This is a genomic window from Paeniroseomonas aquatica (assembly GCF_030409335.1).
Taxonomy (GTDB): domain Bacteria; phylum Pseudomonadota; class Alphaproteobacteria; order Acetobacterales; family Acetobacteraceae; genus Belnapia; species Belnapia aquatica.
Window position 1 is genome coordinate 83,191 of record NZ_JAUFPN010000191.1, and the last position, 22,826, is coordinate 106,016.

The window sequence follows — 22,826 nt, forward strand, 5'->3', positions numbered from 1 at the left end:
TCAGCCCGGCCCCGCCAGCAGCAGGGGTTCTCCGGCCGCCGCCAGCCAGACCGCGAGCATGGCCGGCAGCAGCAGGCCCATCAGGAGCAACCCGCAGATGATCTGTCCCGGCGCCGCGATGGCGAAAACCTGGACCTGTGGCGCCAGCCGCGCCAGCAACCCGAGGGCGAAATTACCCAGGACCGCAGCCAGGACCAGCGGCGCCGCCAGCCGCAGCGCCAGCGCCAGGCTGTTTGCCACCGCCTGCGCCACCGATTCCGCGGGAGCACCGAAGCCCAGCGATGCCCCCGGCGGCAGGACCGCGTAGCTTTCCGCCAGCGCCCGCAGCGGCAGCGCGTAAAGGCCGGTGGACAGCAACAGCGTCGCCGCCATCAAGGAGAACAGCCGCCCGGTCGCCGTGGCCTGGGACCCGAAGACCGGATCCGTCTGCAAGGGACTGGCGAGGCCGACCATCAGCGCCATGACCTGCCCGGCCTGCGCCAGGGCCAAGGCCACGAGCCGCGCCAGCAGGCCGAGCCAGAGGCCGATCCCGGTCTCGAGGGCCAGCAGGCGCAGGAGCTCGGGCATGTCCTCCGGCACCGCGGGCAGGCCGGGCGCCAGGACCGGCAGCAGCAGCGCGACCAGCGCCAGCAGGAGGGCAAGCCGGATGCTCGCGGGTATGTCCTGCTCGCCGAGTCCAGGCAGCAGCAGCACGGCGCCCCCCATCCGCGCCAGCACCAGCACCGCCTGGAAGGCGACGGTGGGAAGCTGGTCCAGCATCAGGGCAGGCCGCCGACTGCGACCATCCGGTCGAAGAGCGAACCGGCATAGCCGCGCATGGCGCCCGCCATGCCCGGCCCGAGGAGAAGGAGCACGACCCCCAGCACGACCAGCTTGGGCAGGAAGGCGAGCGTCGCTTCCTGGATCTGGGTCAGCGCCTGGATGACGGAAATGACCAGCCCGACCGCCAGCATGGCGCCGAGCGGCGGGCCGGCCAGCTGCAAAGCCATCCATAGGGCTTCCCGAACGGCCAGGGCGGTCTGGTTATCCATGACGCACCGCCTCCTGCGGTGGACGCGCGGTGCCCCGGCGTCAGATCGGCATGCGCATGACATCCTGGTAGGCGGCGACGACCCGGTCGCGCACCGCGACCGCGGTCTGCAGGGCTAGCTCCGCGCGGGAGACGGCGAGGACCACGTCCGACACGCTGCCCTGACCGAGCAACGCCTGGGTACTGGCCGCATCGGCACTGCGCCCAAGCTCGACCGCGCCCTCGACCGCCCGGGCCATGGTGGCGCCGAAGCCGTCCTCAGCCGCCGCCGTGGCAGGCGACTGCGTGGCGCGGTAGGCGGCCGCCGCGGCGACCGGAGCGACCGCGCCCGGCATCAGCGCAGCGCCTCGATCGTCCGGGTCAGCATGCCGCGCGTGGTCTCCAGCACCGACAGGTTGGCGCTGTAGCTCCGCTGCGCCTCGCGCATGTCCATCATCTCGACCAGGCTGTCGACGTTCGGCTGCTTGACGTAGCCACGGGCATCGGCCGCCGGGTGCGACGGATCTTGCACCTGCGGGAATTCGCCGGGCGCGGTGCCGATGCGGCGGACCTCGACCGATTCGGCTCCCATCTGGCGGTCGAGCTTGTTGGCGAAGGTGACCGTCTTGCGCCGATAGGGATCGGCGCCGGCGGACTGGCCGGTGCTGTCCTGATTGGCAAGGTTCTCGGCCACGACGCGCAGGCGCACGGCCTGCACCTGCATGCCGGCGGCCGAGATCCGCAACGCGTTTTCGAGATCCATGAGCGTGCTCCGTCAGGTTATTGCGGCCGCCCCAGGGCGGTGCGGAACAGGCCGACCCAGCGGCGGTACAGGCCGGTGGCCAGGGCATGCGCCGTATCGGTATCGGCCACCCGCATCGCCTCGCGGTCGAGGGACACGGCGTTGCCATTCGGGGCGAGGTCGGTCGCGGTGCGGTCGACGCGGGCACGGATCGCCCCGCCGGTGCCGGGCAGATGCCGCGGCATGGTCTGGGTCATGCCGAAGGCGCCGGCCAGGCTGCGTTGGAAGCCGCCGATGTCGCGAGGGCGGAAGCCCGGCGTATCGGCATTGGCGATGTTCTGTGCCAGCACGCGCTGCCGCTCCTCGAGCCAGGCGATGCGGCGTTCGGCCAGGGCGACGGTTGATGTGCGCGTCAGGTCCATGCCGCATCCTTGGCGCCGAGGCGGAAAGATTCGGTGAATCCTCCGCACCCGCCCCGGCGCAGGGCTTTGTTAACCGCAGCGGCAGCATCATGCCGGCATGACCCAAGGTAGCAGTCCAGCCGCCTCCACCCACGCCGCGATCGAAGCCCTGCACGGCACGATCCTCATGGCCCGCGCCCTGGTCTCGACCGGCCGACAGGTCGACCTCGCCGGGCTGGATGCGGAGGCCGCGGGTCTCTGCTCCGCCGTGGCGCAGCTGCCCAGGGCCTCGGCCCAGCCGCTGCGGCCGGCGCTGGAAGCCCTGGCGCGCGAGGTCGACGGCCTGGCCGCCGTGCTGCCGCCGCCTCCGTCCTGACCGCCGAGAACCGCCCCTCCCACCCATTGCTGGCAGGATGCCGCATGACGATCGATGCTGGACATTGGCTGCAGGCGGCCGGGGCACTGACGGCCGTGTTGCTGCTGCTGGGCCTGACGGCGCGCGGGCTACGGGCCGGCAGACCGGGGCAGCGTGCTGGCCGCCGCCTGGCACTGCAGGAAGTGCTGGCGGTGGATACCCGGCGACGGCTGCTGCTGCTGCGCTGCGACGGGCGGGAGGTTCTGGTGCTGACCGGGGGCGGCCAGGATGTCGTGCTGGGCTGGCTAGCGGAAGGCGCCCCCCCCGTGCGGGTGCCGTCGCCATGAGGTGCCTTGGCCTCGGCGTGCTGCTCGCGGTCTGGGCGCTGCCGGCCGCAGCGCAGAGCGTCAGCATCGATCTCGGCGCGGCGGGCCAGTCCGGGGCCACCATGCGGCTGGTGCAGCTGACCGCGCTGATCGGCGTCCTGTCACTCGCCCCGTCCCTGCTGGTCATGGCCACGGCCTTCACCCGCATCGCCATCGTCCTGTCGCTGCTGCGCAGTGCGATCGGGGCCCAGGGCGTGCCGCCGAATCCGGTACTGATCGGCCTGGCACTGTTCCTGACCGCCTTTGTCATGCAACCGGTGCTGGAACAGAGCTGGCGCGACGGCCTGGCCCCAATGATGGAGGGGCGGCTCAGCGAACTCGAGGGCCTGGCGCAGACGGCGGAGCCCTTCCGCCGCTTCATGGCAGCCCAGGTGCGGGACGCCGATATGGCGCTCTTCGTCGACCTCGCCGGCCTGCCGCAGCCAGCCGAAGGCGCGGCCCCGGATCAGCTGCCCTGGCGGGCCCTGCTGCCGGCGTTCCTCGTGGGCGAGCTGAAGCGGGCCTTCGAAATCGGCTTCCTGCTGTTCCTGCCGTTCCTCGTCATCGACATGGTCGTCGCCAGCCTGCTGATGTCGCTCGGCATGATGATGCTGCCGCCCAGCATCGTCTCGCTGCCCTTCAAGCTGATCTTCTTCGTCTTGGTCGATGGCTGGCGCTTGGTCTCGGGTAGCCTGGTGCAGGGGTTCGCCAGCGGCTGAGCCATTCCGGCGCCGCACCGGCCGAGGGTGCGGCGCCGCCCCAGCCCAGCCCTAGGACTTGGGCAGGTGCTCGGCGATATAGGGCGGCAGGTTGAAGGCGCCGCAGTGGATCTCCGGCGTCCAGTACCGGGTCTGCCCCAGTACCCCGGCCGCGTTGGCACGGGAACGGATCTCGGCCAGCGGCACGCGCCGCAGGGTCGGGTCCTTCGCCGCCCAGCCCAGGGTCATGAAGCCCCCGACATAGGTCGGCACCGCGGCGACATAGGCGAAGACATCGGCGAAGGCCTTGGCCCGGCGGAGGCTGGTCTCATGCAGTTCGTCGGCCTGCATGAAGGGCACGCCGCACTGGTTGACCACCAGGCCGCGCTCGCTGAGCAGCCGGGCGCAATTGGCATAGAACTCGTCGGTGAACAGCACTTCGCCGACCCCGATGGGATCGGTGCTGTCCACGATCACCACATCGAAGCTGCCGGCCGCGGCCTGCCGGACGTAGTCGATGCCGTTACCGACGATGACCTCGGCACGCGGGTCGGACCAGGCTTCGCCGGCGATCCCGGGCAGGTATTCCTTGGCCAGCCGGATGACCTCGCCGTCGATCTCGACCATCACCGCCTTCTCGACGGTGCTGTGCTGCAGCACGCGGCGCAGCACGCCGCCGTCGCCGGCCCCGATGATCAGCACCCGCCTGGCAGCACCATGCGCCAGCAGCGGCACATGAGTGAGCATCTCCTGGTAGACGAATTCATCCGCCTCGGTGATCTGCACGACGCCGTCGAGCAACATCACCCGGCCATGGAATTCACTCTCGAACACCATGATGTCCTGGAAGTCGCTCTGCACCCGCGCAAGTTCGCGCTTGACCCGGAAACGCTGGCCCCATGCGGGATAGAGCGTCTCGTTCACCCAAGAATCGGTCGCCATCGAGGTTCCCTCAAACGAAGAAAGGCGGGACCCTAGGGCCCCGCCTCGGTTCTTACACGCTCGGTCCCGTGTCAGCCGGTCAGGCCCCGCTTGTGTTCCGCGAGCTGGATGTTGCCAGGCATGAAGCCCTTCTTCAGCACGGGAATGGCCTTGTAGGGGTTGCATTCGCCGCAGACGAAGATGTCCAGCGCGGCATAGTCCCGCTCCGGCCAGGTGTGGATGGAGACATGGCTTTCGGCCAGCACCAGCACGCCGGAGACCCCGCTGTTCGGGCCGAAGTGATGGAAGTGTCCGTGCAGGATGGTCGCACCGGTAGCAATTGCCGCCTCACGCAACACCGCATCGATGTGCTCCGGATCCGCCAAATTAGTGGCATCCCAAAGGTCGATGATCAGATGCGTGCCGGCGAATTTCACGCCGTCACGGGTAACAAAATAATCCTTGGCCTCGCTCACCGAGGTTTCAGAGTTCTGGGCTTCGCTCGGGAGCAACTCCGAGACCATCCCCAGTTGGAGAAGAGCGTCCATTCGCGGGCTCCTATTCCCACCAGCAGATGACCAGGAAGATCAAGATTGATCAGGTCAACGGGGCGCGGATATGGGCCAAGGGGGGTTGTGACGCAAGCGAAAATCGTCCCACACCCGCCGAAATTTTTGCCGCCCCTCCCGGTATCGGACGCCTGACTTAACGCGTCACGGAGCCGCCAGCCCGCAATGCCTCCAGCCGAGAGGGCATCGAGCGGAAGAGATCGAGCTCTCGTTGCAGGCGCGGGAGATCGGCGAGGCCGCGCAGCTGATCCGCGGTCAACAGCGTGAAAGCTTCGGCCAGAGGGCCACTTGGCAGGCGGGTGAGGTAGTCACCGCGCAAGGCCATCAAGCCTGCCTCGTCCCCCGCCAGCACCAGCATCGTCGCCTGGCGGAGCAGCAGGCGGCCCTGCGACTCATTCAGCAGCGTCGGCGCAGCCGGCAGGCTTTCGCGCAGCTGGCCGGCGAAGGCAGAAGCGGCTGCGGGCCAATCCTGCAGTTCCACCAGCAACTGCTTGAGCGCTTCAGCGCCGGCGCCGCCGAGGTTTTTCAGCGCGGCGATCGCGTCCTCACGCTTGCCGAGCCGGGCCTGGACCTGCGCCGCCAGGATGCTGCGCTCCCGCTGCAACGCGTCCGGGATAGCTGCGACAGCGCTGGCGTCGAGCGCGGCCTGGCTCGCCACGGTATCGCCGTTGGCGAAGTGGAGCCTGGCCTGACGCAACCCGAGCGTCGCGCGCGCCGTGCCGTTCGTGCGCGCCGCCGCCTGGCCGAGCAGAGCTGCCGCACGATCGGCGAGATCCAGCGCTGTCAGGCGCTCGGCCAGCAGCAGCAGGGCGGCTTCGCCCTGCTCATCCGCCGGCAGCAATTGGGGATAGGCGTCGAACAAGGCGACTGCTGCGAGCGGAGCCTCCTCGCCCAACGCGGCAAGAAAGGCGCCGGCAATGGCCGGGCGCAGCGCGGCCGCGCGATCGGGGAACAGAGCCTCGGTCTCCCGCAACAGGGCCAGGGCGCCGCGGGCATCGCCGGCGGCTTGGCGCAAGGCGGCGATCCGGATGCGAAGGCCGGCTTCCTCCGCGTCATCGCGCCATGCAAAAAGGGTGGCCCCCAGCGCCCTGGCGGCCTGTCCCGCATCCAGCCTGCCGGTGGCCAGCCGCAACTCGATGGCCCGACGCAGGCCGCGGGCCCGGCTCCGCCGGTCGCGGCCCTCGGCCAGCTGGTCATACTCGGCGAGGGCGGCATCCACCCGTCCCTCGGACTCGGCGATGATGGCCCGCGGCAGGGCCAGGTCCGGGGACGGACCGGCCCTCTCGAGCAGCCGGTGCAGTGCCGCCGGATTTTCCGCCTCCGCCAGGGCCAGGGCGACCATGGGCAGCAACCGGTTGCGCAGCCCCTCCGGATAGTCAAACAGCAGCGGCATGGTCGCAGCCAGGCCCGGCGCGGCCGCCCGTGCATCGCCCAGTGCCGCGGCCAAGGCGGATCGCCAGAAGGTCAGCTCATCCGTGTCCGGCAGGGTGACGCTGCGCAAGGCCATGGCCTGGGGCAACCGGCCGGACAGCAGCGCCGCCATCGCCGTCAGCGCCGCCAGATGCGGATCGGTCGCCGCCTGCGGATCCTCGCCCGGGGCGAGGCCCAACAGCGACTGGGCTTCCTGAGGCAGTCCGAGCGCCAGCAGGGTTTCTCCGGCGGCACGACGCAACGGCAGGCGGGTCAACGGGGGGGCGCTGGCAATGCTGGCCTGCTGCGCCCTCAACCGCTCGAGCAACTGGGCCGGGGCTTGCCGGAGCAGGTCGAAGCTGCGGGTCATGGCTTCGCTGGGCGCCGGCCGTGCCGCGGCGAGATCGAGCGCCAGCCGGCCCCCCTCGGCCGATACCAGAAAGCGGTCGGAGCCGGCCCGCATTGTAACTTGGTCCGCCCGGGCCAGCAGCGCCACCCCAAGCAACGTCGGCAGCAGGTCCAGCTCCGGCAGGCGGCGCGCAACCGGCACGTGCTGCCCGGCCTCCCGCACCGTCCCGAACAGCAGCGGCAGGCCACCTTGCGGGTCGGTCAGCGGGACGACGCGGCCGGGCTGGGCGGCCCGGATGATCAGGCGGGATGCAGCGCCGCCCTCCGCCTCAAGCGCCATGGCCCGATCCGCAGCTGCGGCGGCCCCCTCGAGCTCGGCCGGGCGGGTGGCCTGCACCACCCAGCCGGCCGCCTCACGGCGGGCTCGCAGGATGCCAGGTGGCGCCAACGGCAGCCGCAGCAGCGTGGCATCCGGAAAGCCATCCGCCTCCAGCCCGGCGAAGACCGGGTCATTGCGCAGGGCTGTCAGGTCGAGCGGCTCCGGGCTGTCGAATAGCACCAGCACCTGGCTGCCGCGGCGGAGGATGGCGGCACCGGTCGTGGCCGGATAGGGCAGCAGGATGGCACGGTCGCGGCCGGGCTGAGCCACGGGGCGGACGACCAGCGCCGCAGCGCGGGGCAGGATGGCTGGCGGGGCCGCGACGGCTCGCTCGGCCGGCGGGGCCTCTGCCGTGGCGCCCTGCTGCGGCGGCGCTGCGGCCGCTGCCGTGCCGGTGGGCGAAGGGGGAGATGCAGGGGTTGGCGGCTCGGGCCTGCCTGCCTGGGATGATGCCGCCTGGCTGACACGTGGGCGCGACGGTGCCGCCGTGGCCGGGGGCGCTGCGGCGGGCACCTCGGCGGCCGGAGAGGGCTGCGCCACCGCCGGCGGGGCGATGGCCGGGCCGGCCGCCGGGACGGGATCCAGCAGATCGACGACGATGCTCGGGCCGCGGCGGGACACCCGGGGGCGCGCTCCGGCGCGGTAGCCGATGCGCATCCCATCCGGTTCGGCGACCAGCTCGAGGACGTTGCGGGGCAGGCGGTCGGCGGCGGAGAGGTCGAAGATGATCTCGCCGCCGAACCGCAGCCTCACCTGATCGCCGGCCTCGTCCAGCCTGTAGTCAGGAGGCGCCTGCCAGACCAGGACGACCCGGCCGAAACCGCGGTGATCGCCGACCCGCACCACCACCCGGTCCTGTGCCGAGGATGGCCAGGCCGGCAGCATTCCCGCCAGAACCAGCAGCAGCCATCCCGTCCGGAGCGACGCTCCGGGAAGAGGCGGCGGCCGCCGGCTCCCGGGCGGCATCAGTCGAAGCTCGCCAGCAGGCGGTCGACCTCGGCCTGCGACGTGCCCGCGCCCGGCAGCTGCGGGCCATTGGCCAGCTCCTGGCCCTGGGTCAGGACGCCTGCCGGCGCTTCCTCCGTGCACGGCGGCGCCGGGCCGCCACGACCGAAGGTCTGGGTCACCGCCGCCACGCGCTGTTCGATCGACTTGAGCGCCGAGACCACCTTGCCGATACGCTGACCGGTGATGTCCTGAAAACTGCAGGCCTCATAGATGCGGGTGACCGCATCCGACAGCGTCGCGGCATCGGAGCCCGCAAGCCGGGTCTGGAGCCCCTCGAGGATTTCGCAGCAGTCGAGGATCTCGTTGGTCGCATTCGCCGTATGGCTCACCACCGCATCCAGCTCATCGGTCGCCGTCGGGATGTGGGAGGCGTTGATGTCATCGACGCGCAAGGCGGCAATTTCACTCTTGGCCCGGGCCACCTCGCGGCCCAAGGCCTCGAGCTCGCCGAGCAGGGCCACCTCGGTGACCGTCATGTCCCCGGCCATGCTGCCGAGCACCGCGCGTACCGCCTCCTCGATCCGGTCCCCGCCCTCCTGTCCATCAGGCATCGGTCAGCACCTTCTCGATCTTGCCGCGCAGCGTCTCGGCATTGAAAGGCTTGACGATGTAGTTGGAGACGCCGGCAGCCTTGGCGGCGACCACGTTCTCGGTCTTGCTCTCGGCGGTGATCATGATGAAGGGCGTTTCCTTCAGCCGCGCATCGGCCCGCACTTCCTTCAGCAGATCGAGGCCGGTCATCGGCTGCATGTTCCAGTCGCTGATGACCAGGCCGAACTGCCCGGCGCGCAGCTTGGCCAAGGCCTCCTGCCCGTCCGACGCCTCCTCGACATTATCGAATTCTAGCTGCTTCAGCAGGTTCCGGATGATCCGGAGCATCGTCTTGTAATCGTCCACGATCAATACGTTGGTGGTCTTGTCCATGGCCATCCTCGCGGGCTCCTCAGCCTTGCACTGCCTCGTTGGTCCTGGTCACTCAGCCGGCCGGGCACGATGCCGGGCCAGCTCCGCGGTCAGCAGCCGGGCGCGATCGGGCTTCATCGCGCCGAGTACCGGTGCCGCCTTCGCCTCCCGCATCCGGTCCATCAGCTGGACCAGAACGGGCATCTCCAGATCATCGAAGATCGCCGCGGCATCCCGCGGCCGCAGCCCTTCGTAGAGCTTCACCATCTGCCGCCACCCGGCCTCCTCGCGGTCCGACCGGCCGCGGTCGATGGCTTCAAGCCGCTGCTGCAGCACGCCCAGCTCCTCGATCCGCTGGCCGAGCCGGCGCTCCGTGGCGGCGACGACCATCTCCCGCGCCGCCAGCGCCTGATCACGGCTGTCCAGCTCGGCGCGGCGCGCGCGCAGGTTCTCGAGCAGGTGGCGCTCGGCCCGCTGCTCCGGCGTCGGCTCCTCGGGGGCCGGCGGCGGCGGCGGCGTGGCGGCGGCAGGCGGCGGCGCCGGGCTGCTGGCCAGGGCGACCGGCAGCACGCCACCGCCCAGCGGCGGGAAGCCCGTCACCAGGGTGGCAAGCTTGGTACCGAGCAGCAGCAGCACCGCGGCCAGGGTCGCGGACAGCAGGCGGGGACGCCAGCGGGTCACCGGCCACCTCGGGCCGCGGCCGGGCGCGCCACGCCCTGGGTCAGGACGCGCAGCAGGTCCCGCTCGGCCTGGCTCTGGGCTGGCGGGGCCGCGGCGTGGTGCGCCTGGGCGTCGGCGGCGGCCAGCGGGCGTGCCGTCCGCACCAGCCCGTCCAGCCGGTCGGCGAGGCTTTCAGCCCTTTCCACCAGATAGCGGAGGTCGTCGCGCATCGGCTCCGCAGCGGCCAGCTTCTCCGCGACCTGCCGCCCCGCACCCTCGGCCGAGGCGCGCAGCCGGATCGAGGCGGCCTCGGCCATGCGCGTCGCCTCGCCGAGGCCTGCGGCGCTGGCCTCGAGCGCCAGGCGATCCCGCCGGACGGCGGCCAGGCCACGCTCCAGGCGGATGATGAATGGCATCGCCGCCGCCAGCAACAGGGTCAGCAGTGCCTGCGCCGACCATTCGAGCCAACCCATTTCCTAGACCTCCGCCTTCTGGCGCAGCTCGCGCATGATCCTGACGGCCAGGCGGTTCTCGCGGCGGCCGAGCTCGGCCTCGAACATCGCGATGTCGCCGCAGCGCAGCCGCACCGGCGCGCCGGGCGCAGCATTCAAAGTGATGCGGTCGCCGCGCTGGAGCGACATGATGGCGGCGAGCGGCATGGTCTGCTCGTCGAGGACGACATCCATGGAAAGCTCGGTATGCCGCAGCTCCTCGCCCAGGTGCGTTTCCCAGATGCTGTCGCGGCCGAATTTCTCGCCCATGAACTGTTGCAGCAGCAGCTCGCGGATCGGCTCGAGCGTGGCATAGGGCAGCAGCAACTCGATCTTGCCGCCGCGATCCTCCATGTCGACCCGCAGCCGCGACAGGATACAGGCGTTGGACAGCCGGGACACCGCCGCGAAGCGTGGATTGACCTCGAGCCGCTCGAAGCGGAAATGCGCGGGCGACAGCGGGCTGAAGGCATCCGTCAGGTCGGCCAGCACCACGGTGATCAGCCGCTCCACCAGGGTCCGCTCGATGGTGGTATAGGGCCGTCCCTCGATCCGCATCGCGGCGGTGCCGCGCCGCCCGCCGAGCAGCACGTCGACGACCGAGTAGATCAGCGCGCTGTCGATGACCAGCAGGCCGTAGTTGTCCCACTGCTCGACCTTGAAGACCGCGAGCATGGCCGGCAGCGGCACGCTGTTCAGATAGTCGCCGAAGCGCAGGGAGACGATGCTGTCGATCGAGACCTCGACGTTGTCGCTGGTGAAATTGCGCAGCGAGGTGGACATGATCCGCACCAGCCGGTCGAAGATGATCTCCAGCATCGGCAGGCGTTCGTAGGAGACGAGGCCGGCGCTCACGATGCGCTGGATGCCGGACAAGCCTTCCTGGCTGGCCGGGCCGTCGCCGAAGCCGAGCAGGCTGTCGATTTCGGCCTGGTTCAGCACCCGGGTGGAATCGGGCGTGGCGGTTCCGGCCTCGGCCGGGTCGCCCTCGGTCTCCAGCGCCTCCCCCCAGGCGGCGGCGAGGTCTTCGTCTTCGGTGCTCATTGCAGCAGGAGCTCGATGAAGAGGACATCCGTCACCCGCACCGGGGCGACGGCGAGGTTGGCACGGGCCATCAGCTCCTCCCGCAGGCGCTGGGTGCCGCTGCTGCCGCGCAGCTCCTCCGGCCGCATCTCCCGCAGGTAGGTGGTGAACAGGTCCTGCAGCCGCGGCATCGCGGCCTGGATCGCCGCGGCATCCTCGGCCTTGCTCAGCTCCAGCTTGCTGCGCAGCTTGACGTAGCTGGCGCGCCGGCCGGTGACGCTGAGATTGGCGACGATGTCCGGCATGTCGAAGAAGACCGGCGCGCGGGGCGCGGCGGCCGCCGGCGGCGCCGGTGTCCCGCCATGTCCTGCCGCCGGCGCTGCCGCATGGCCATCGCCATGCGCGGCATCCGCCGCGGCGGGGGCGCCCATGCCCAGCAGGTCGGGGAGGATGCCACTGAACCACAGCCCGGCCCCCGCGGCGGCGAGCACCAGCGGCAGGGCGAGCAGCAGCAGCTTGCCCTTGCCCCCCTTCTTCGCCGGCTTCGCCTCTTCCGACATGCGCCACCCCGTCCCGCCTGCCGCGGCAATCTGGCGTGCCACGCCTTAAGGAAGGCTTGAGAGGAAGGAGCCGCCCTCCGGCCGGCAGGAGCTGCCGGGCGCGGCAATCCTCGCCGGGCGGATTCGGGCCGGGCCGACCTCCGGCCCCCCTGCCGTGGCCCGGTCGCCTTGGCACGGGGGTTGCGGAGGGTCCTTCGTAGAGGAGGCCCCGATGGACCAACCCGGCTATGTCGTGCTGTCCCGTCTCGCCGCCCAGCTGCGGGCGACCCAGGTGCTGGCGAACAATCTCGCCAATGCGGATACCCCGGGCTTCCGGGCGGAGCGCCCGGTCTTCGCCAGCTTCGTCACCCGCTCGCCCGACCAGGGCGAGGTCCGCTACAGCCTCGACCGCGCCACCTGGCGGGACGGCCGGCCCGGGCCCATCGGCACCACCGGCAACCCGCTGGACCTGGCCCTGCGCGGCGACGGCTTCTTCGTCCTCGAGACGCCGAATGGCGACCGCTATACCCGGGCCGGCCGCTTCACCCTGGATGCGGCGGGCCGCATCACGGATGCGGACGGCCATGCGGTGCTCGATACCCGGGGCGCCCCGATCACCCTCTCCCCGGCCGACAGCCGGATCGAGATCCAGAGCGACGGCACGGTGCGGAGCGAGAACGGCGTGGTGGCGCAGCTCCGGATCGTGCGCTTCGCCAGTCCGGAACGGCTGAAGGCCGAGGGCGCCCGGCTCTTCGCCGCCGAGGATGCGCCCGAGGACATGCCGAGGCCGCAGCTCGTCCAGGGCGCGGTCGAGGGCAGCAACGTCAGCGCCATCGGCGAGATGACCCGCCTGACCGAGCAGGTCCGCCAGTTCCAGTTCGCCACCCAATTCGCCGAGCGCGAAGGCGACCGGCTGTCGACCGCCGTCGACCGGATCCTGCGCCGCCGCAACTGAGCCCGTCCGCGCCGGACCCGCTGAGCTGCCGGCCGGCCACCGACCCATGGAGCAACCGAGATGCGTGCCCTACAAATTGCAAGTACCGGCATGATGGCCCAACAGACGAATGTCGAGGTCATCTCCAACAACATCGCCAACATGAGCACCACCGGCTACAAGCGGCGACGGGCCGAATTCCAGGACCTGATCTACCAGAACATGCGGCGGGTGGGCTCGCAGTCCTCCGAGAACGGCTCGATCCTGCCGGCCGGCGCGCAGGTCGGGCTCGGCGTCAAGACCGCCGCCATCTACCGGATCGGCGAGCAGGGCAGCCTGTCGCAGACCGACAACCGCTTCGATATCGCCATCCGCGGCAACGGCTTCTTCCAGGTGCAGCTGCCTTCCGGCGAGACCGGCTATACCCGGGACGGCACCTTCGGCCTCTCGGCAGAGGGCCAGCTGGTGACCGCGGAGGGCTTCCTCGTGCTTCCCGCCATCACCATCCCCGCCGCCGCGGTGGACGTGACCATCAACGCGACCGGAGAGGTCCTGGCCAAGCTCGACGGCCAGGTGGCGCCCACCAACGTCGGCCAGCTACAGACCGCGATCTTCGCCAACGAGGGCGGGCTGGAAGCGGTCGGCGACAATACCCTGCTGGCGACCCCGGCCTCGGGCCAGGCCCAGCTTGCCGCCGCCGGTCAGCCGGGGCACGGCCAGGTGCTGCAGGGCTTCGTCGAGACCAGCAACGTCAACGTCGTGCAGGAGATCACCAGCCTCATCACCGCCCAGCGGGCCTATGAGATGAACAGCAAAGTCATCACCGCGGGCGACGAGATGCTCTCCACCCTGTCGCGGATGCGCTGAGGCGATGGGCATGCGCATCCTCGCCCTCCTGCTGGCCTGCGCCGCGCCGGCCATGGCGCAGGAGCTGGCCGCCGCCCGTCCCCTCGCCATGGTCGAGGACCCGACCCTGCGGCTTGGCGACATCTTCGACGGGGCCGGCCCCCGCGCCGGCCTGGCCATCGGCGTCAGCCCGGCGCCGGGCCAGCGGCTGGTGCTGGAGGTGCCGCAGCTCATGGCGCTGGCCCGCCAGCACGGGCTGGGCTGGCGGCCGCTGTCGCCGCATGAGCGGGTGGTGGTGCAGCGGCCCGGCCGGCCGATCCCGCGCGAGGCGATCGAGGCGGCGCTGCGCCGGCAGCTGGTCCCGCTGGGGATGGACACGGAGGCCGAGCTCGACCTCGGCGCCATGCTGCTGCCGATGGTGCCGCCGGCGGCGCCGCTGGAACTGGGCACCGAGGCGGTCAGCTTCGATCCCGGCAGCGGACGCTTCGGCGCGACGCTGGTGGTGATGGCCGAGGGCATGGCGATGCACCGGCTCCGCCTGACCGGCCGCGCCGCGCCGACGCTGCTGGCCGTGGTGGCGAACCGCCGCCTGGCGACCGGCGAGATCATCGCCGCGGGCGACGTGCGGAGCATCAGGCTCCGGGCGGACCGGGTGCGTGCCGGCACGGCGGAACGGGCGGACCAGGTGATCGGCCGGCAGCTGCATCGCCCCCTCGCGGCCGAGGCGCCGGTCCTCGCCGCCGATCTCGGCGCGCCGGCGGTCGTCGAGAAGAATGCCCTGGTGACCATGCTGCTGGAGGCCCCGGGGCTGTCGCTCAGCGTCCAGGGCCGGGCGCTCGAGGCGGCACCGCGGGGCGGGCTGGTGCCGGTGATGAATCTCGCCAGCCGGGTAGTGGTGGAGGGCGAGGTGGTCGGTCCGGGACGGGTGCGCGTCGCCATGGGCGCGGCCCCGCTGCGGCCATGAGGAAGCTATCCATGCAGGCGCTCCTGCTCCTCCCCCTGCTGCTTCTGGCCGGCTGCGGCTCGCTGGAACGGCTCTCCCGCGTCGGCCGGCTGCCGGAGACCTCGGCGGTGGTGAACCCGACGGCCGATCCCGCCTGGCGCCCGGTGACCATGCCGATGCCAAGCCCCCATGAGCCGAGCGCGGCGGCCAACAGCCTCTGGCGCCCGGGCAGCCGCACCTTCCTGCGCGACCAGCGGGCGGCACAGGTCGGCGACCTCGTGACCATCCTGGTCAGCATCTCGGATGATGCCCAGCTGCAGAACCGCACCCAGCGGGCCCGCACCGGAACGGACAGCTTCGGCCTGCCGCAGATCTTCGGCATGCAGACCCGCTGGCTGCCGAGCGCGGCCAGCCCCGCCAGCCTCTTCGACGCGTCCGGCGCGCAGACCACCGACGGCAACGGCACGGTCAAGCGCGGGGAGACGGTGAACCTGCGGCTGGCGGCAACGGTGACCCAGGTGCTGCCGAACGGCAACCTGGTTGTCTCCGGCAGGCAGGAGGTGCGGGTGAGCGCCGAGCTGCGCGAGCTGGCGGTGCAGGGGGTGATCCGGCCGGAGGACGTGGCCAGCGACAATACCATCCGCCACGACCGGCTCGCCGAGGCCCGGATCAGCTACGGCGGCCGCGGCACCCTCTCCGACCTGCAGCAGCCGCGCTACGGCCAACAGGTGATGGACGCGATCCTGCCGTTCTAGGCATCGCCCGCCCCGAAGCCTAGGATGGACCGATGTGCGGACGTTATTTCCAGCAGCGCGGACCCGCCTCCGTCGCGCGCTACTTCGAGGCGGTGAACCCGGTGCCGAATACCCAGCCGAGCTGGAACCGGGCACCGACCCAGGATGCGCTGGTGGTGCGGCGGCATCCGGAGACCGGGGCGCGCCACCTCGACCCGCTGCGCTGGGGCCTGGTGCCGCGCTGGGCCAGCGACCCCTCCGTGGGCAGCAAGATGATCAATGCGCGCTCCGAGGGAATCACCGAGAAGCCCTCCTTCCGCGAGGCCTTCCGTAAGCGGCGCTGCCTGGTCACCGCCGATGGCTTCTACGAATGGAAGACCGAGGGCAAGGCGAAGCAGCCCTTCGCCATCTGCCTCGCCGGGGGTGAGCCGATGGCCCTGGCCGGGCTGTGGGAGGGCTGGCGAGCGCCGGACGGCAGCATCATGCGGACCTGCACCATCGTCACCGGGGAGGCGAACGAGAAGCTCTCCGCCATGCACCACCGCATGCCGATGATCCTGCCGCGCGAGGCCTGGCCGCTGTGGCTGGGCGAGGTGCTGGCGGAGCCGGAGGATCTGCTGGCGCTGCTGCGGCCCTGCCCCTTGGAGCAGGTGCTGGCCTGGCCGGTCAGTCCGCGGGTGAACAAGGTGGCGGAAAACGACGCGCGGCTGCTGGAGCGCGACCCGCTGGCGATGCCGCCGGCGGGCCTCGACGACCCGCCGCCGGACTTCAGCGAGTGAGCACCGGTTCGCGCGCAGCGAGCCGGTCGTAGAGCGCATCCACCTCGGCCCTTGTCTCCGGCGTCAGCTTCGGCCCGGGGGCACGCAGCGCGGCGCTGGCGATGATGCCGCGGCGGGCCAGCACGTGCTTGCGGACGGCCAGGCCCAGCACCGGCTGCAGCTCGTAGCGGATCAGCGGCAGGTGCAGGTCGAAGAGGTCGTGCGCCGCGGCGTGGTCGCCGGCCGAGACCAGGCGGCAGACGCGGTCGAGCATCTCCGGCACGGCATAGCCGGTCATGATGCCATCGGCGCCGCGCTGCAATTCCTCGACCAGGAACTGCCCGCCATTGCCGCCGAGGATGGCGATGCGGCGCATCCTGCCTTCCGCCGTCATCCGGCGGAGCGCGGTGAGCTTGTCGAGGCCTGGGTTGTCCTCGGCCTTCAGCATCACCAGGCGCGGATTCTCGGCCATGCGGCGGATCATCTCGGCCGACATGAAAATGCCGGTGGCCTGGGGGTAGTCCTGCAGGACGTAGGGCGCGTCGCCGACCGCCTCGGCCGCCTGGGCGATATAGGCGACGACGGCGTCGTCGCCGCGGAGGCCGGGCGGCGGGGCGATCATCACCCCGGCCGCACCCGCCTCCATCGCGCCGCGGGCCAGCGCCTTCATGCTGGCGAAGCCGGGGGAGGAGACGCCGACCACCACCGGAACGCGGCCGGCCACGCGCTTCAGGACCTGGCCGGTGAAGGCGAGCGCCTCCGCCGCATCCAGCTTCGGCGCCTCCCCCATGATGCCGAGGATGGTCAGGCCGCTGGCCCCGGCCGCGAGGTAGGCATCGACCATGCGGTCGGTGCTGGCGAGGTCGAGAGCGCCGGCCTCGGTGAAGGGCGTCGGCGCGATGACGTAGACGCCGGAGGCCGTCGCATCGAGGCGCGGCATCAGGCGGCGCCCTTGGACATGTCGAAGGGCGGCTGCACGTCGGGCGAGAGCACGGGCGTGTAGGGGTTGCCCGCGGTGCGCTCGGCGAGGTCGGCCTTGGCGGTCTCGATGATGGCGGGGTTGAGGATGGCATCGACGGCGGTGCCGGCCATGACCTTGGCCACATGCACCATGCCCTTGTGCGCCGCCGGCAGCATCCCCTGCCCGGTCAGCTGCCAGGAATGGCCCGGCGTGCCGATGGCATAGACCGCGCCGCGCGCCTGCACCGTGGGCACCACCCAGGAGACGTCGCCGACATCGGTCGAGCCCATCATCGGCGCGCCGCGCACCTCGAGCGGCACCACCACGTCGCAAAGGGTCACGCCCTTGCGCACCGGCAGGCCGATGCGGCGCCAGGAGGCGGTGACATCCTCCTCGGTCAGGGTCGCCTGGAATTCGGCGGCCTTGGCGCGGTCGGCGTCATCGAAGGGTGGCGGGCCGAGGCGGTCGAAATTCGCCTGCATGGCCCGCTCCAGCGGCAGGTTGCCCATCAGGTTGGAGACGCCGGAGACGATCTTCGCCTCGACCTTCGTCTCGGTCATCAGCGCGGCGCCGTCGGCAATCTTGCGGACCCGCTCGATGAGGCGCTTCAGCTCGACCAGGTCGCGGGCGCGGATGAGGTAGCGGACCTTGGCCGTCGGCTGCACTACGTTCGGCGCGACGCCGCCGGCATCGAGGTAGGCGTAGTGGACGCGGGCGTCGGAGGGCATGTGCTCCCGCATGTAGTTCACGCCGACATTCATCAGCTCCACCGCATCCAGCGCGGAGCGGCCGAGGTGCGGCGCGGCGGCGGCGTGGCTGGCGCGGCCGGTGAAGGAGAAGTCGATGCGGGTATTGGCGAGGCTGATCGCCTCCTGCACCGCGGCGAAGGCGGCGGGATGCCAGGAGATGGCGATGTCGACGTCCGAGAAGGCACCGTCGCGAACCATGAAGCCCTTGGCGGCGCCGCCTTCCTCGGCCGGGCAGCCGTAGTAGCGGACGCGGCCGGGCAGCTTGTGGGCGGCCAGGTAGTCCTTCACCGCCGTCGCCGCGAGCAGCGAGGCCGAGCCCAGCAGGTTGTGCCCGCAGCCATGGCCGAAGCCGGGGCCGGGCAGCGGCCGCGGCTCGGCGACGCCGGCCTCCTGCGACAGGCCCGGCAGGGCATCGTATTCGCCGAGGATGGCGATGACCGGACCGCCCTCGCCCGCCTCACCCATGACGGCGGTCGGGATGCCGGCCACCTGCTCGGTCACCCGGAAGCCCTGCTGCTGCAGCATGGCGGTATGCTCGGCGCAGGAGCGCGTCTCGGTATAAGCGAGTTCGGGCATGTGCCAGATGCGGTCGGCCAGCGCCTCGAAATCGGGCTTCTTGGCGTCGATCAGGCGCCAGATCTGTTCGGTATTGTCCATGGAGCAGTCCTCGGTGCGGGCGGGCCGTAAGGTCGCACGATCATAGCCCGCGGTGCGCGGATGGCCACTGGCGATGGCCGGCCTTCGGCCGTGGTGTCGGAGCAGCGCCAGTCCTTGTAGGGACCGGCCCGGCGGCACCGCCTCAATCGGCCCGGATGCGGGCGGCAGCGGCGACCGCGCGCATCGCCGCAACCTCGGCCCGAAGGAAGTCCGTGAAGGCTTCCGGCGGCAACGGAGCCGGCGTCGCCCCTTCCCCCGCCAGGTAGCGGGCGAAGCCGGGATCGGCTAGCGCCGCATTGGTCGCGGCGTTCAGGATCTGGCGCAAGGGGGGCGGCAGGCCGCGCGGGGCAAACAAGCCCCACCAGATGCCGCTTTCGTAGTCGATTCCGGCGGCACGGACGATCGGGCCGGCCGGCGTCCCGGCCGGCCTGCCCTCCGCGGTATAGGCGATGATCCGCAGCAGCCCGCCCCTGATCTGGCCGGCGGCGCTGGCGATGGTGGTGAACATCACGTCGACCCGCCCGGCGACCAGATCCGTCAACGCCGGGGCGGTGCCGCGATAGGGCACGTGCTGCAGCCGCGTCCCGGACCGCAGGTTGAACAACTCCGAGGCGATATGCGTCGTGCTGCCGGGGCCGGAGCTGGCGTAATGCAGCCGGCCCGGCCGCTCGCGGTCCGCCTGGACCAGGGCAGCGATGGAATCGATCGGGGAATCGGGTCGCGTCAGCACCACCAGCGGCGACTGCGCCAGCAAGGCCACGGCCTCCAGCTCGACGGCCGGATCGAAGCCGGTGCCCTGGACCGGGCCGATGGCGGCGATCGAGGAGGTGGTGACCAGCAGCGTATAGCCGTCCGGCGGGCTCTGGGCGAGCAGGCCGACGCCGACCGCGCTGCCGGCGCCCGGGCGGTTCTCGACGATGAAGGGCTGGCCGAAGCGGGCGTGCAGCTGCTCGCAGAGCGGGCGCGCCACGGCATCGTTGCTGCCGCCGGGGGTGAAGGGGACGATGATGCGGACCGGCCGGAGCGGCCAGGGCTCCCCCTGGGCCCAGGCCGGCGCGGGCGCCGCCAGAGCTGCCAGCAGGGCGCGCCGCCGGATGGGCTGGTGCATGGATCTTCCTCCCCGCCCAGCCTGCCCCAGGCACCGCCGGGCAGCAATCCATCTCGCGGCACGATCCATGCTTCGCCGTCGCCGCCGCGCGCGACGGATCGCCTCCGGACCGCGGTGCCTGCAGCCCCGAGCGAGGAGCATCACCCTGCGCGTCTTGCTGGTGGACAGTGACCTTGAACGGGCGGCGGCCGTGCAGGCGGGGCTGGCCGCGACCGGCTGCGTTGTCGTGGCCATCGCGGCAGGAACCGAGGAGCTGACCCGCCATGTCCGGGACACCGGGGCGGATGTGATCGTCTGCGGGCTCGATGACCCGTCGCGCGACGAGTTGGAAGGCATGCGGGCCCTGCACCGGGACGAGCCGCGGCCCGTCGTGCTCTTCGCCGAAAGGGCCGAGCCGGATCAGATCGAGGCTGCGCTGGCCGCCGGCGTCGCCGCCTATGTGGTGGAGGGCATGGCCCCGGCGCGGGTGCGGCCAGTGATCGAGGTGGCGATCCGCCGCTTCCGCGCACACCAGGCGCTGCGCGTCGAACTGGCCGAGGCGCGGCAGGGGCTCGAGGACCGGAAGCTGGTCGACCAGGCCAAGGCCCTGCTGATGCAACGGCACCGCCTGACGGAGCCGGAGGCCTATCAGCGCCTGCGCCGGATGGCCATGGATCGCGGGCTGCGGCTGCCCGTCATCGCCGCGCAGATCATGGATAACATTTAGCCATTTTGCATTTTATATAGCCATATCTATGCTTATATCTTCCGATTGCTTAAGTTAAGGCCATTCCTCTTGACGCAGCGTAACGCCGCATGGTGCATTGCGGTGATGGGGCGATGCGCAACGGCGTGCATCGCAGCGGTTCCCTGAACCACCCGTGCGCTGCACCACGCGGTCCAATGGCGGTCCGCACCTGGCCTGTTTCGGCTGGAGGACCGCCACCGTGCCACTCGACACGCAAGCCCCTGCCAGACCCATGCTGCGCCGGCCGGTGCTCCGGACGCTGCGCCTCGGCTTCGTGCCCCTGACCGATGCGGCGCCGCTGCTCATCGCGCAGGAACTCGGGCTGTTCGACGCGGTCGGGCTGCGGGTGACGCTCTCCGCCGAGGCCTCCTGGGCCGCCGTGCGGGACAAGCTGGCCTTCGGCGCCCTGGATGCCGCGCATCTGCTCGGGCCGATGCCCATCGCCCTCGCCGCCGGGCTGACCGGGGTCAAGGCCCAGGTGGCCGTCGCCGCGGGGTTGGGCGCCAACGGCAATACCATCACCCTGTCCAATGCCCTGGCCCAGGAGCTCGGCCGCTGCAAGCCGCCGCTGGCCGCCGCCGCCTTCGCCGCCCTGGTCCGGCGGCGGGCCCAGCAGGGCCGGCGGCCGCTGACCCTCGCGGTGGTCTTCCCCTTCTCCTCGCACAACTACCTCCTGCGCCACTGGCTCGCCATGGGCGGGCTGGACCCGGACTGCGACCTGCGGCTGACCGTGGTGCCGCCGCCCATGGTGGCGCAGCGGCTGCTCGACGGCGCCATCGACGGCTTCTGCGCCGGCGAGCCCTGGGGCAGCCATGCCGCCGCGCTGGGCGCCGGGCGGATCGCGCTCTCCTCCGGCGACATCTGGCCGAACCATCCGGAGAAAGTGCTGTGCTTCTCGACCGAGCAGGTGCGGCAGGACCCGGAAAGCGCCATCGCCTGCACCGCCGCGGTCATCGGCGCCGCCCGCTGGCTGGATGAGCCGGCCAACCAGGCGGAGGCGGTGAACATCCTCCGCCGCCGCGCCTTCCCCCGGCTCGACCGGGCCGAGATCGCCAGTGCCTTCGCCGGCATGGCCGAGGGCCTGCCGCTGGCGGCGCCGCTGCGCTTCCGCAACGCAACCCTGCCGCGCCGCGACCAGGCCGCCTGGTGGCTGGGGCAGATGCGCCGCTGGGGCCACCTGCCGGCCGAGGTCAGCGACAGCACCGCCCTCGCGCCCTGGCGGCAGGATCTGTGGCGCGCCGCCGCGACCCGGCTGCGCGAGACCGAGCCGCCTGCCCCTTCCCCGCCCCCCCCCTCGCCCGACCTGCCGGAGACCACCCGATGAGCCTCACCCGCCGCAAAGCCATCCTCGCCACGGCGTCGCTCCTCGCCGCCGCCCGCGCCGCCACCCCGCGCGGCGCCTTCGCGCAAGCCGCGACCGCGCCGGAGGTGAGGAAGGCGACGCTCGGCTATATCGCGCTGACCGACGCCAGCCCGCTGATCATCGCCAAGGAGAAGGGCTTCTTCGCCAAGCACGGCATGCCCGAGGTCGAGGTCTCGAAGCAGGCGAGCTGGGGCGCGACGCGGGACAACCTGGTGCTGGGCGGGGAGCGGGGCGGGATCGACGGCGCGCATATCCTCACGCCGATGCCCTATCTGATGACGACGGGGCGCATTACCCAGAACAACCAGCCGGTACCGATGGTGATCCTGGCGCGGCTGAACACCAATGGCCAGGCGATCTCGGTGGCGGAGAAGCACAAGGCGCTCGGCGCCCGGCTGCATGCCTCGCCGCTGAAGCGCGCGCTGAACCAGGACAGCAAGGTCGCCATGACCTTCCGCGGCGGCACCCACGACCTGTGGCTCCGCTACTGGCTGGCCGCCGGCGGAATCGACCCGGACAAGGACGTGCAGACCATCGTCGTGCCGCCGCCGCAGATGGTGGCCAACATGAAGGTCGGCACCATGGATGCCTTCTGCGTCGGCGAGCCCTGGAACGACCAGCTGGTGAACCAGAAGCTCGGCTATTCCGCGCTGACCACCGGCGAGCTGTGGCGCGACCATCCGGAGAAGTCGCTGGGGATGCGCGCCGAATGGGTGGAGCGGCACCCGAATGCGGCGGTGGCGCTGACGGCTGCGGTGATCGAGGCGGCGCGCTGGTGCGACGAGCCGGCGAACAAGGCGGAGATGTGCGCCATCATCGGCCGCCGCGCCTGGTTCAACGTGCCGGTGGCAGACATCCTCAACCGCAGCCTAGGCAACATCGACTACGGCGATGGCCGCAAGGTCGAAGGCAGCCCACTGCTGATGAAGTTCTGGCGCGACCACGCCAGCTACCCCTTCCCCAGCCATGACCTCTGGTTCCTCACCGAGGATATCCGCTGGGGCGTGCTGCCGGAGGCGACCGATACCAAGGCGCTGGTGGCGCAGGTGAACCGCCAGGCGGTCTGGCGCGCGGCGGCCGAGCGGGCGGGCGTGCCGGCCGCCGAGACGCCAGGCGGCACCAGCCGCGGCCGCGAGACCTTCTTCGACGGCAAGGTCTTCGATCCCGAAAATCCGGCCGCCTATCTCGCCTCCCTGTCCATCAAGAAGCTCGCGGGAGCCTGAGC

General features: G+C 71.4%; 28 protein-coding genes. 11 read left to right on the forward strand and 17 right to left on the reverse strand.

All coding sequences use genetic code 11. The annotated features are described in order from the left end of the window. Genes QWZ14_RS23395 through QWZ14_RS23415 form a run of 5 tightly spaced genes read right to left on the reverse strand, consistent with a single transcriptional unit; the run spans position 1 to position 2,173 of the window. Complete coding sequence (locus QWZ14_RS23395) at positions 1–759, reverse strand: flagellar biosynthetic protein FliR (RefSeq protein ID WP_290319360.1); 759 nt, start codon at positions 757–759, stop codon at positions 1–3. Then, positions 759–1,031, reverse strand: coding sequence for a flagellar biosynthetic protein FliQ (locus tag QWZ14_RS23400; protein WP_290319361.1), 273 nt, complete (start codon positions 1,029–1,031; stop codon positions 759–761). Before QWZ14_RS23400 ends, QWZ14_RS23395 begins: the two co-directional genes overlap by 1 nt. A 40-nt stretch (positions 1,032–1,071) precedes the next feature. After that, on the reverse strand, positions 1,072–1,365 hold the full coding sequence (locus tag QWZ14_RS23405; RefSeq protein WP_290319362.1) for a flagellar hook-basal body complex protein FliE: 294 nt from the start codon (positions 1,363–1,365) through the stop codon (positions 1,072–1,074). Further along, a complete protein-coding gene (flgC, locus tag QWZ14_RS23410; protein WP_290319363.1) occupies positions 1,365–1,772 on the reverse strand; it encodes a flagellar basal body rod protein FlgC in 408 nt (135 codons plus the stop codon). The genes QWZ14_RS23405 and flgC overlap by 1 nt, the downstream gene beginning before the upstream one ends. Positions 1,773–1,789: 17 nt before the next feature. Then, positions 1,790–2,173 carry a flagellar basal body rod protein FlgB gene (locus tag QWZ14_RS23415; protein ID WP_290319364.1) on the reverse strand — a complete coding sequence of 128 codons (384 nt, stop codon included), beginning with the start codon at positions 2,171–2,173 and terminating at the stop codon, positions 1,790–1,792. Positions 2,174–2,270: 97 nt separating this feature from the next. Between QWZ14_RS23415 and QWZ14_RS23420 the strand changes: the two genes are divergently transcribed. The 3 genes from QWZ14_RS23420 to fliP are packed head-to-tail and all read left to right on the forward strand — an operon-like array spanning position 2,271 to position 3,591. Then, positions 2,271–2,528, forward strand: a complete 258-nt coding sequence (locus tag QWZ14_RS23420) for a hypothetical protein (RefSeq protein ID WP_290319365.1) — start codon at positions 2,271–2,273, stop codon at positions 2,526–2,528. Between the two features lie 44 nt (positions 2,529–2,572). Then, positions 2,573–2,854 carry a flagellar biosynthetic protein FliO gene (locus tag QWZ14_RS23425; RefSeq protein WP_290319366.1) on the forward strand — a complete coding sequence of 94 codons (282 nt, stop codon included), beginning with the start codon at positions 2,573–2,575 and terminating at the stop codon, positions 2,852–2,854. Beyond that, positions 2,851–3,591: a flagellar type III secretion system pore protein FliP gene (gene fliP, locus QWZ14_RS23430; RefSeq protein WP_290319367.1), complete on the forward strand. Its 741-nt coding sequence runs from the start codon at positions 2,851–2,853 to the stop codon at positions 3,589–3,591. The genes QWZ14_RS23425 and fliP overlap by 4 nt, the downstream gene beginning before the upstream one ends. A gap of 51 nt (positions 3,592–3,642) precedes the next feature. On the opposite strand, the gene speE is transcribed toward fliP, so the two are convergent. The 9 genes from speE to QWZ14_RS23475 form a co-directional block, all read right to left on the reverse strand. Then, positions 3,643–4,512, reverse strand: coding sequence for a polyamine aminopropyltransferase (gene speE / locus QWZ14_RS23435; RefSeq protein WP_290319368.1), 870 nt, complete (start codon positions 4,510–4,512; stop codon positions 3,643–3,645). 71 nt (positions 4,513–4,583) lie between these two features. After that, positions 4,584–5,039: an adenosylmethionine decarboxylase gene (gene speD / locus QWZ14_RS23440; RefSeq protein WP_290319370.1), complete on the reverse strand. Its 456-nt coding sequence runs from the start codon at positions 5,037–5,039 to the stop codon at positions 4,584–4,586. Between the two features lie 157 nt (positions 5,040–5,196). Beyond that, positions 5,197–8,082 (reverse strand): hypothetical protein, encoded by a 2,886-nt coding sequence (locus QWZ14_RS23445; protein ID WP_290319371.1) that lies wholly within the window; start codon positions 8,080–8,082, stop codon positions 5,197–5,199. 80 nt (positions 8,083–8,162) lie between these two features. Next, positions 8,163–8,756, reverse strand: coding sequence for a protein phosphatase CheZ (locus tag QWZ14_RS23450; RefSeq protein ID WP_290319372.1), 594 nt, complete (start codon positions 8,754–8,756; stop codon positions 8,163–8,165). Further along, positions 8,749–9,129 carry a response regulator gene (locus QWZ14_RS23455; protein ID WP_456307267.1) on the reverse strand — a complete coding sequence of 127 codons (381 nt, stop codon included), beginning with the start codon at positions 9,127–9,129 and terminating at the stop codon, positions 8,749–8,751. The genes QWZ14_RS23450 and QWZ14_RS23455 overlap by 8 nt, the downstream gene beginning before the upstream one ends. 48 nt (positions 9,130–9,177) lie before the next feature. After that, positions 9,178–9,789: a MotE family protein gene (locus QWZ14_RS23460; RefSeq protein WP_290319374.1), complete on the reverse strand. Its 612-nt coding sequence runs from the start codon at positions 9,787–9,789 to the stop codon at positions 9,178–9,180. Next, complete coding sequence (locus tag QWZ14_RS23465; RefSeq protein ID WP_290319375.1) at positions 9,786–10,241, reverse strand: DUF6468 domain-containing protein; 456 nt, start codon at positions 10,239–10,241, stop codon at positions 9,786–9,788. The genes QWZ14_RS23460 and QWZ14_RS23465 overlap by 4 nt, the downstream gene beginning before the upstream one ends. A gap of 3 nt (positions 10,242–10,244) precedes the next feature. After that, on the reverse strand, positions 10,245–11,303 hold the full coding sequence (gene fliM / locus QWZ14_RS23470) for a flagellar motor switch protein FliM (RefSeq protein ID WP_290319376.1): 1,059 nt from the start codon (positions 11,301–11,303) through the stop codon (positions 10,245–10,247). Continuing rightward, positions 11,300–11,842 (reverse strand): flagellar basal body-associated FliL family protein, encoded by a 543-nt coding sequence (locus QWZ14_RS23475; RefSeq protein WP_290319377.1) that lies wholly within the window; start codon positions 11,840–11,842, stop codon positions 11,300–11,302. The genes fliM and QWZ14_RS23475 overlap by 4 nt, the downstream gene beginning before the upstream one ends. A 211-nt stretch (positions 11,843–12,053) precedes the next feature. Here QWZ14_RS23475 and flgF point away from each other — a divergent pair, with 211 nt between their 5' ends. Genes flgF through QWZ14_RS23500 form a run of 5 tightly spaced genes read left to right on the forward strand, consistent with a single transcriptional unit; the run spans position 12,054 to position 16,057 of the window. After that, positions 12,054–12,776 (forward strand): flagellar basal-body rod protein FlgF, encoded by a 723-nt coding sequence (flgF, locus tag QWZ14_RS23480; protein WP_290319378.1) that lies wholly within the window; start codon positions 12,054–12,056, stop codon positions 12,774–12,776. Between the two features lie 60 nt (positions 12,777–12,836). Beyond that, a complete protein-coding gene (gene flgG / locus QWZ14_RS23485) occupies positions 12,837–13,622 on the forward strand; it encodes a flagellar basal-body rod protein FlgG (RefSeq protein WP_290319379.1) in 786 nt (261 codons plus the stop codon). A 10-nt stretch (positions 13,623–13,632) separates the two neighbouring features. Further along, entirely contained in the window at positions 13,633–14,565 is a 933-nt protein-coding gene (gene flgA, locus QWZ14_RS23490) for a flagellar basal body P-ring formation chaperone FlgA (RefSeq protein WP_290319380.1), read from the forward strand. Between the two features lie 11 nt (positions 14,566–14,576). Continuing rightward, positions 14,577–15,299 carry a flagellar basal body L-ring protein FlgH gene (flgH, locus tag QWZ14_RS23495; RefSeq protein WP_290319381.1) on the forward strand — a complete coding sequence of 241 codons (723 nt, stop codon included), beginning with the start codon at positions 14,577–14,579 and terminating at the stop codon, positions 15,297–15,299. A 32-nt stretch (positions 15,300–15,331) separates the two neighbouring features. Beyond that, positions 15,332–16,057, forward strand: a complete 726-nt coding sequence (locus QWZ14_RS23500; RefSeq protein WP_290319382.1) for an SOS response-associated peptidase — start codon at positions 15,332–15,334, stop codon at positions 16,055–16,057. Here QWZ14_RS23500 and QWZ14_RS23505 read toward each other — a convergent pair. The 3 genes from QWZ14_RS23505 to QWZ14_RS23515 all read right to left on the reverse strand — a co-directional run bounded on the left by QWZ14_RS23505 (position 16,047) and on the right by QWZ14_RS23515 (position 19,511). Further along, positions 16,047–16,976 carry a dihydrodipicolinate synthase family protein gene (locus QWZ14_RS23505; protein ID WP_290319383.1) on the reverse strand — a complete coding sequence of 310 codons (930 nt, stop codon included), beginning with the start codon at positions 16,974–16,976 and terminating at the stop codon, positions 16,047–16,049. The two genes, QWZ14_RS23500 and QWZ14_RS23505, sit on opposite strands and share 11 nt — an antisense overlap. Then, on the reverse strand, positions 16,976–18,403 hold the full coding sequence (locus tag QWZ14_RS23510) for a M20 family metallopeptidase (RefSeq protein WP_290319384.1): 1,428 nt from the start codon (positions 18,401–18,403) through the stop codon (positions 16,976–16,978). The genes QWZ14_RS23505 and QWZ14_RS23510 overlap by 1 nt, the downstream gene beginning before the upstream one ends. A gap of 142 nt (positions 18,404–18,545) precedes the next feature. Continuing rightward, positions 18,546–19,511, reverse strand: coding sequence for a Bug family tripartite tricarboxylate transporter substrate binding protein (locus QWZ14_RS23515; RefSeq protein ID WP_290319385.1), 966 nt, complete (start codon positions 19,509–19,511; stop codon positions 18,546–18,548). A 67-nt stretch (positions 19,512–19,578) separates the two neighbouring features. Between QWZ14_RS23515 and QWZ14_RS23520 the strand changes: the two genes are divergently transcribed. From QWZ14_RS23520 to QWZ14_RS23530, 3 genes are all read left to right on the forward strand, one after another. After that, entirely contained in the window at positions 19,579–20,217 is a 639-nt protein-coding gene (locus QWZ14_RS23520; protein ID WP_290319386.1) for an ANTAR domain-containing response regulator, read from the forward strand. A gap of 220 nt (positions 20,218–20,437) precedes the next feature. Beyond that, positions 20,438–21,562, forward strand: coding sequence for a CmpA/NrtA family ABC transporter substrate-binding protein (locus QWZ14_RS23525; RefSeq protein ID WP_290319387.1), 1,125 nt, complete (start codon positions 20,438–20,440; stop codon positions 21,560–21,562). Further along, positions 21,559–22,824, forward strand: coding sequence for a CmpA/NrtA family ABC transporter substrate-binding protein (locus QWZ14_RS23530; protein ID WP_290319388.1), 1,266 nt, complete (start codon positions 21,559–21,561; stop codon positions 22,822–22,824). The genes QWZ14_RS23525 and QWZ14_RS23530 overlap by 4 nt, the downstream gene beginning before the upstream one ends. Positions 22,825–22,826: the final 2 nt, after the last annotated feature.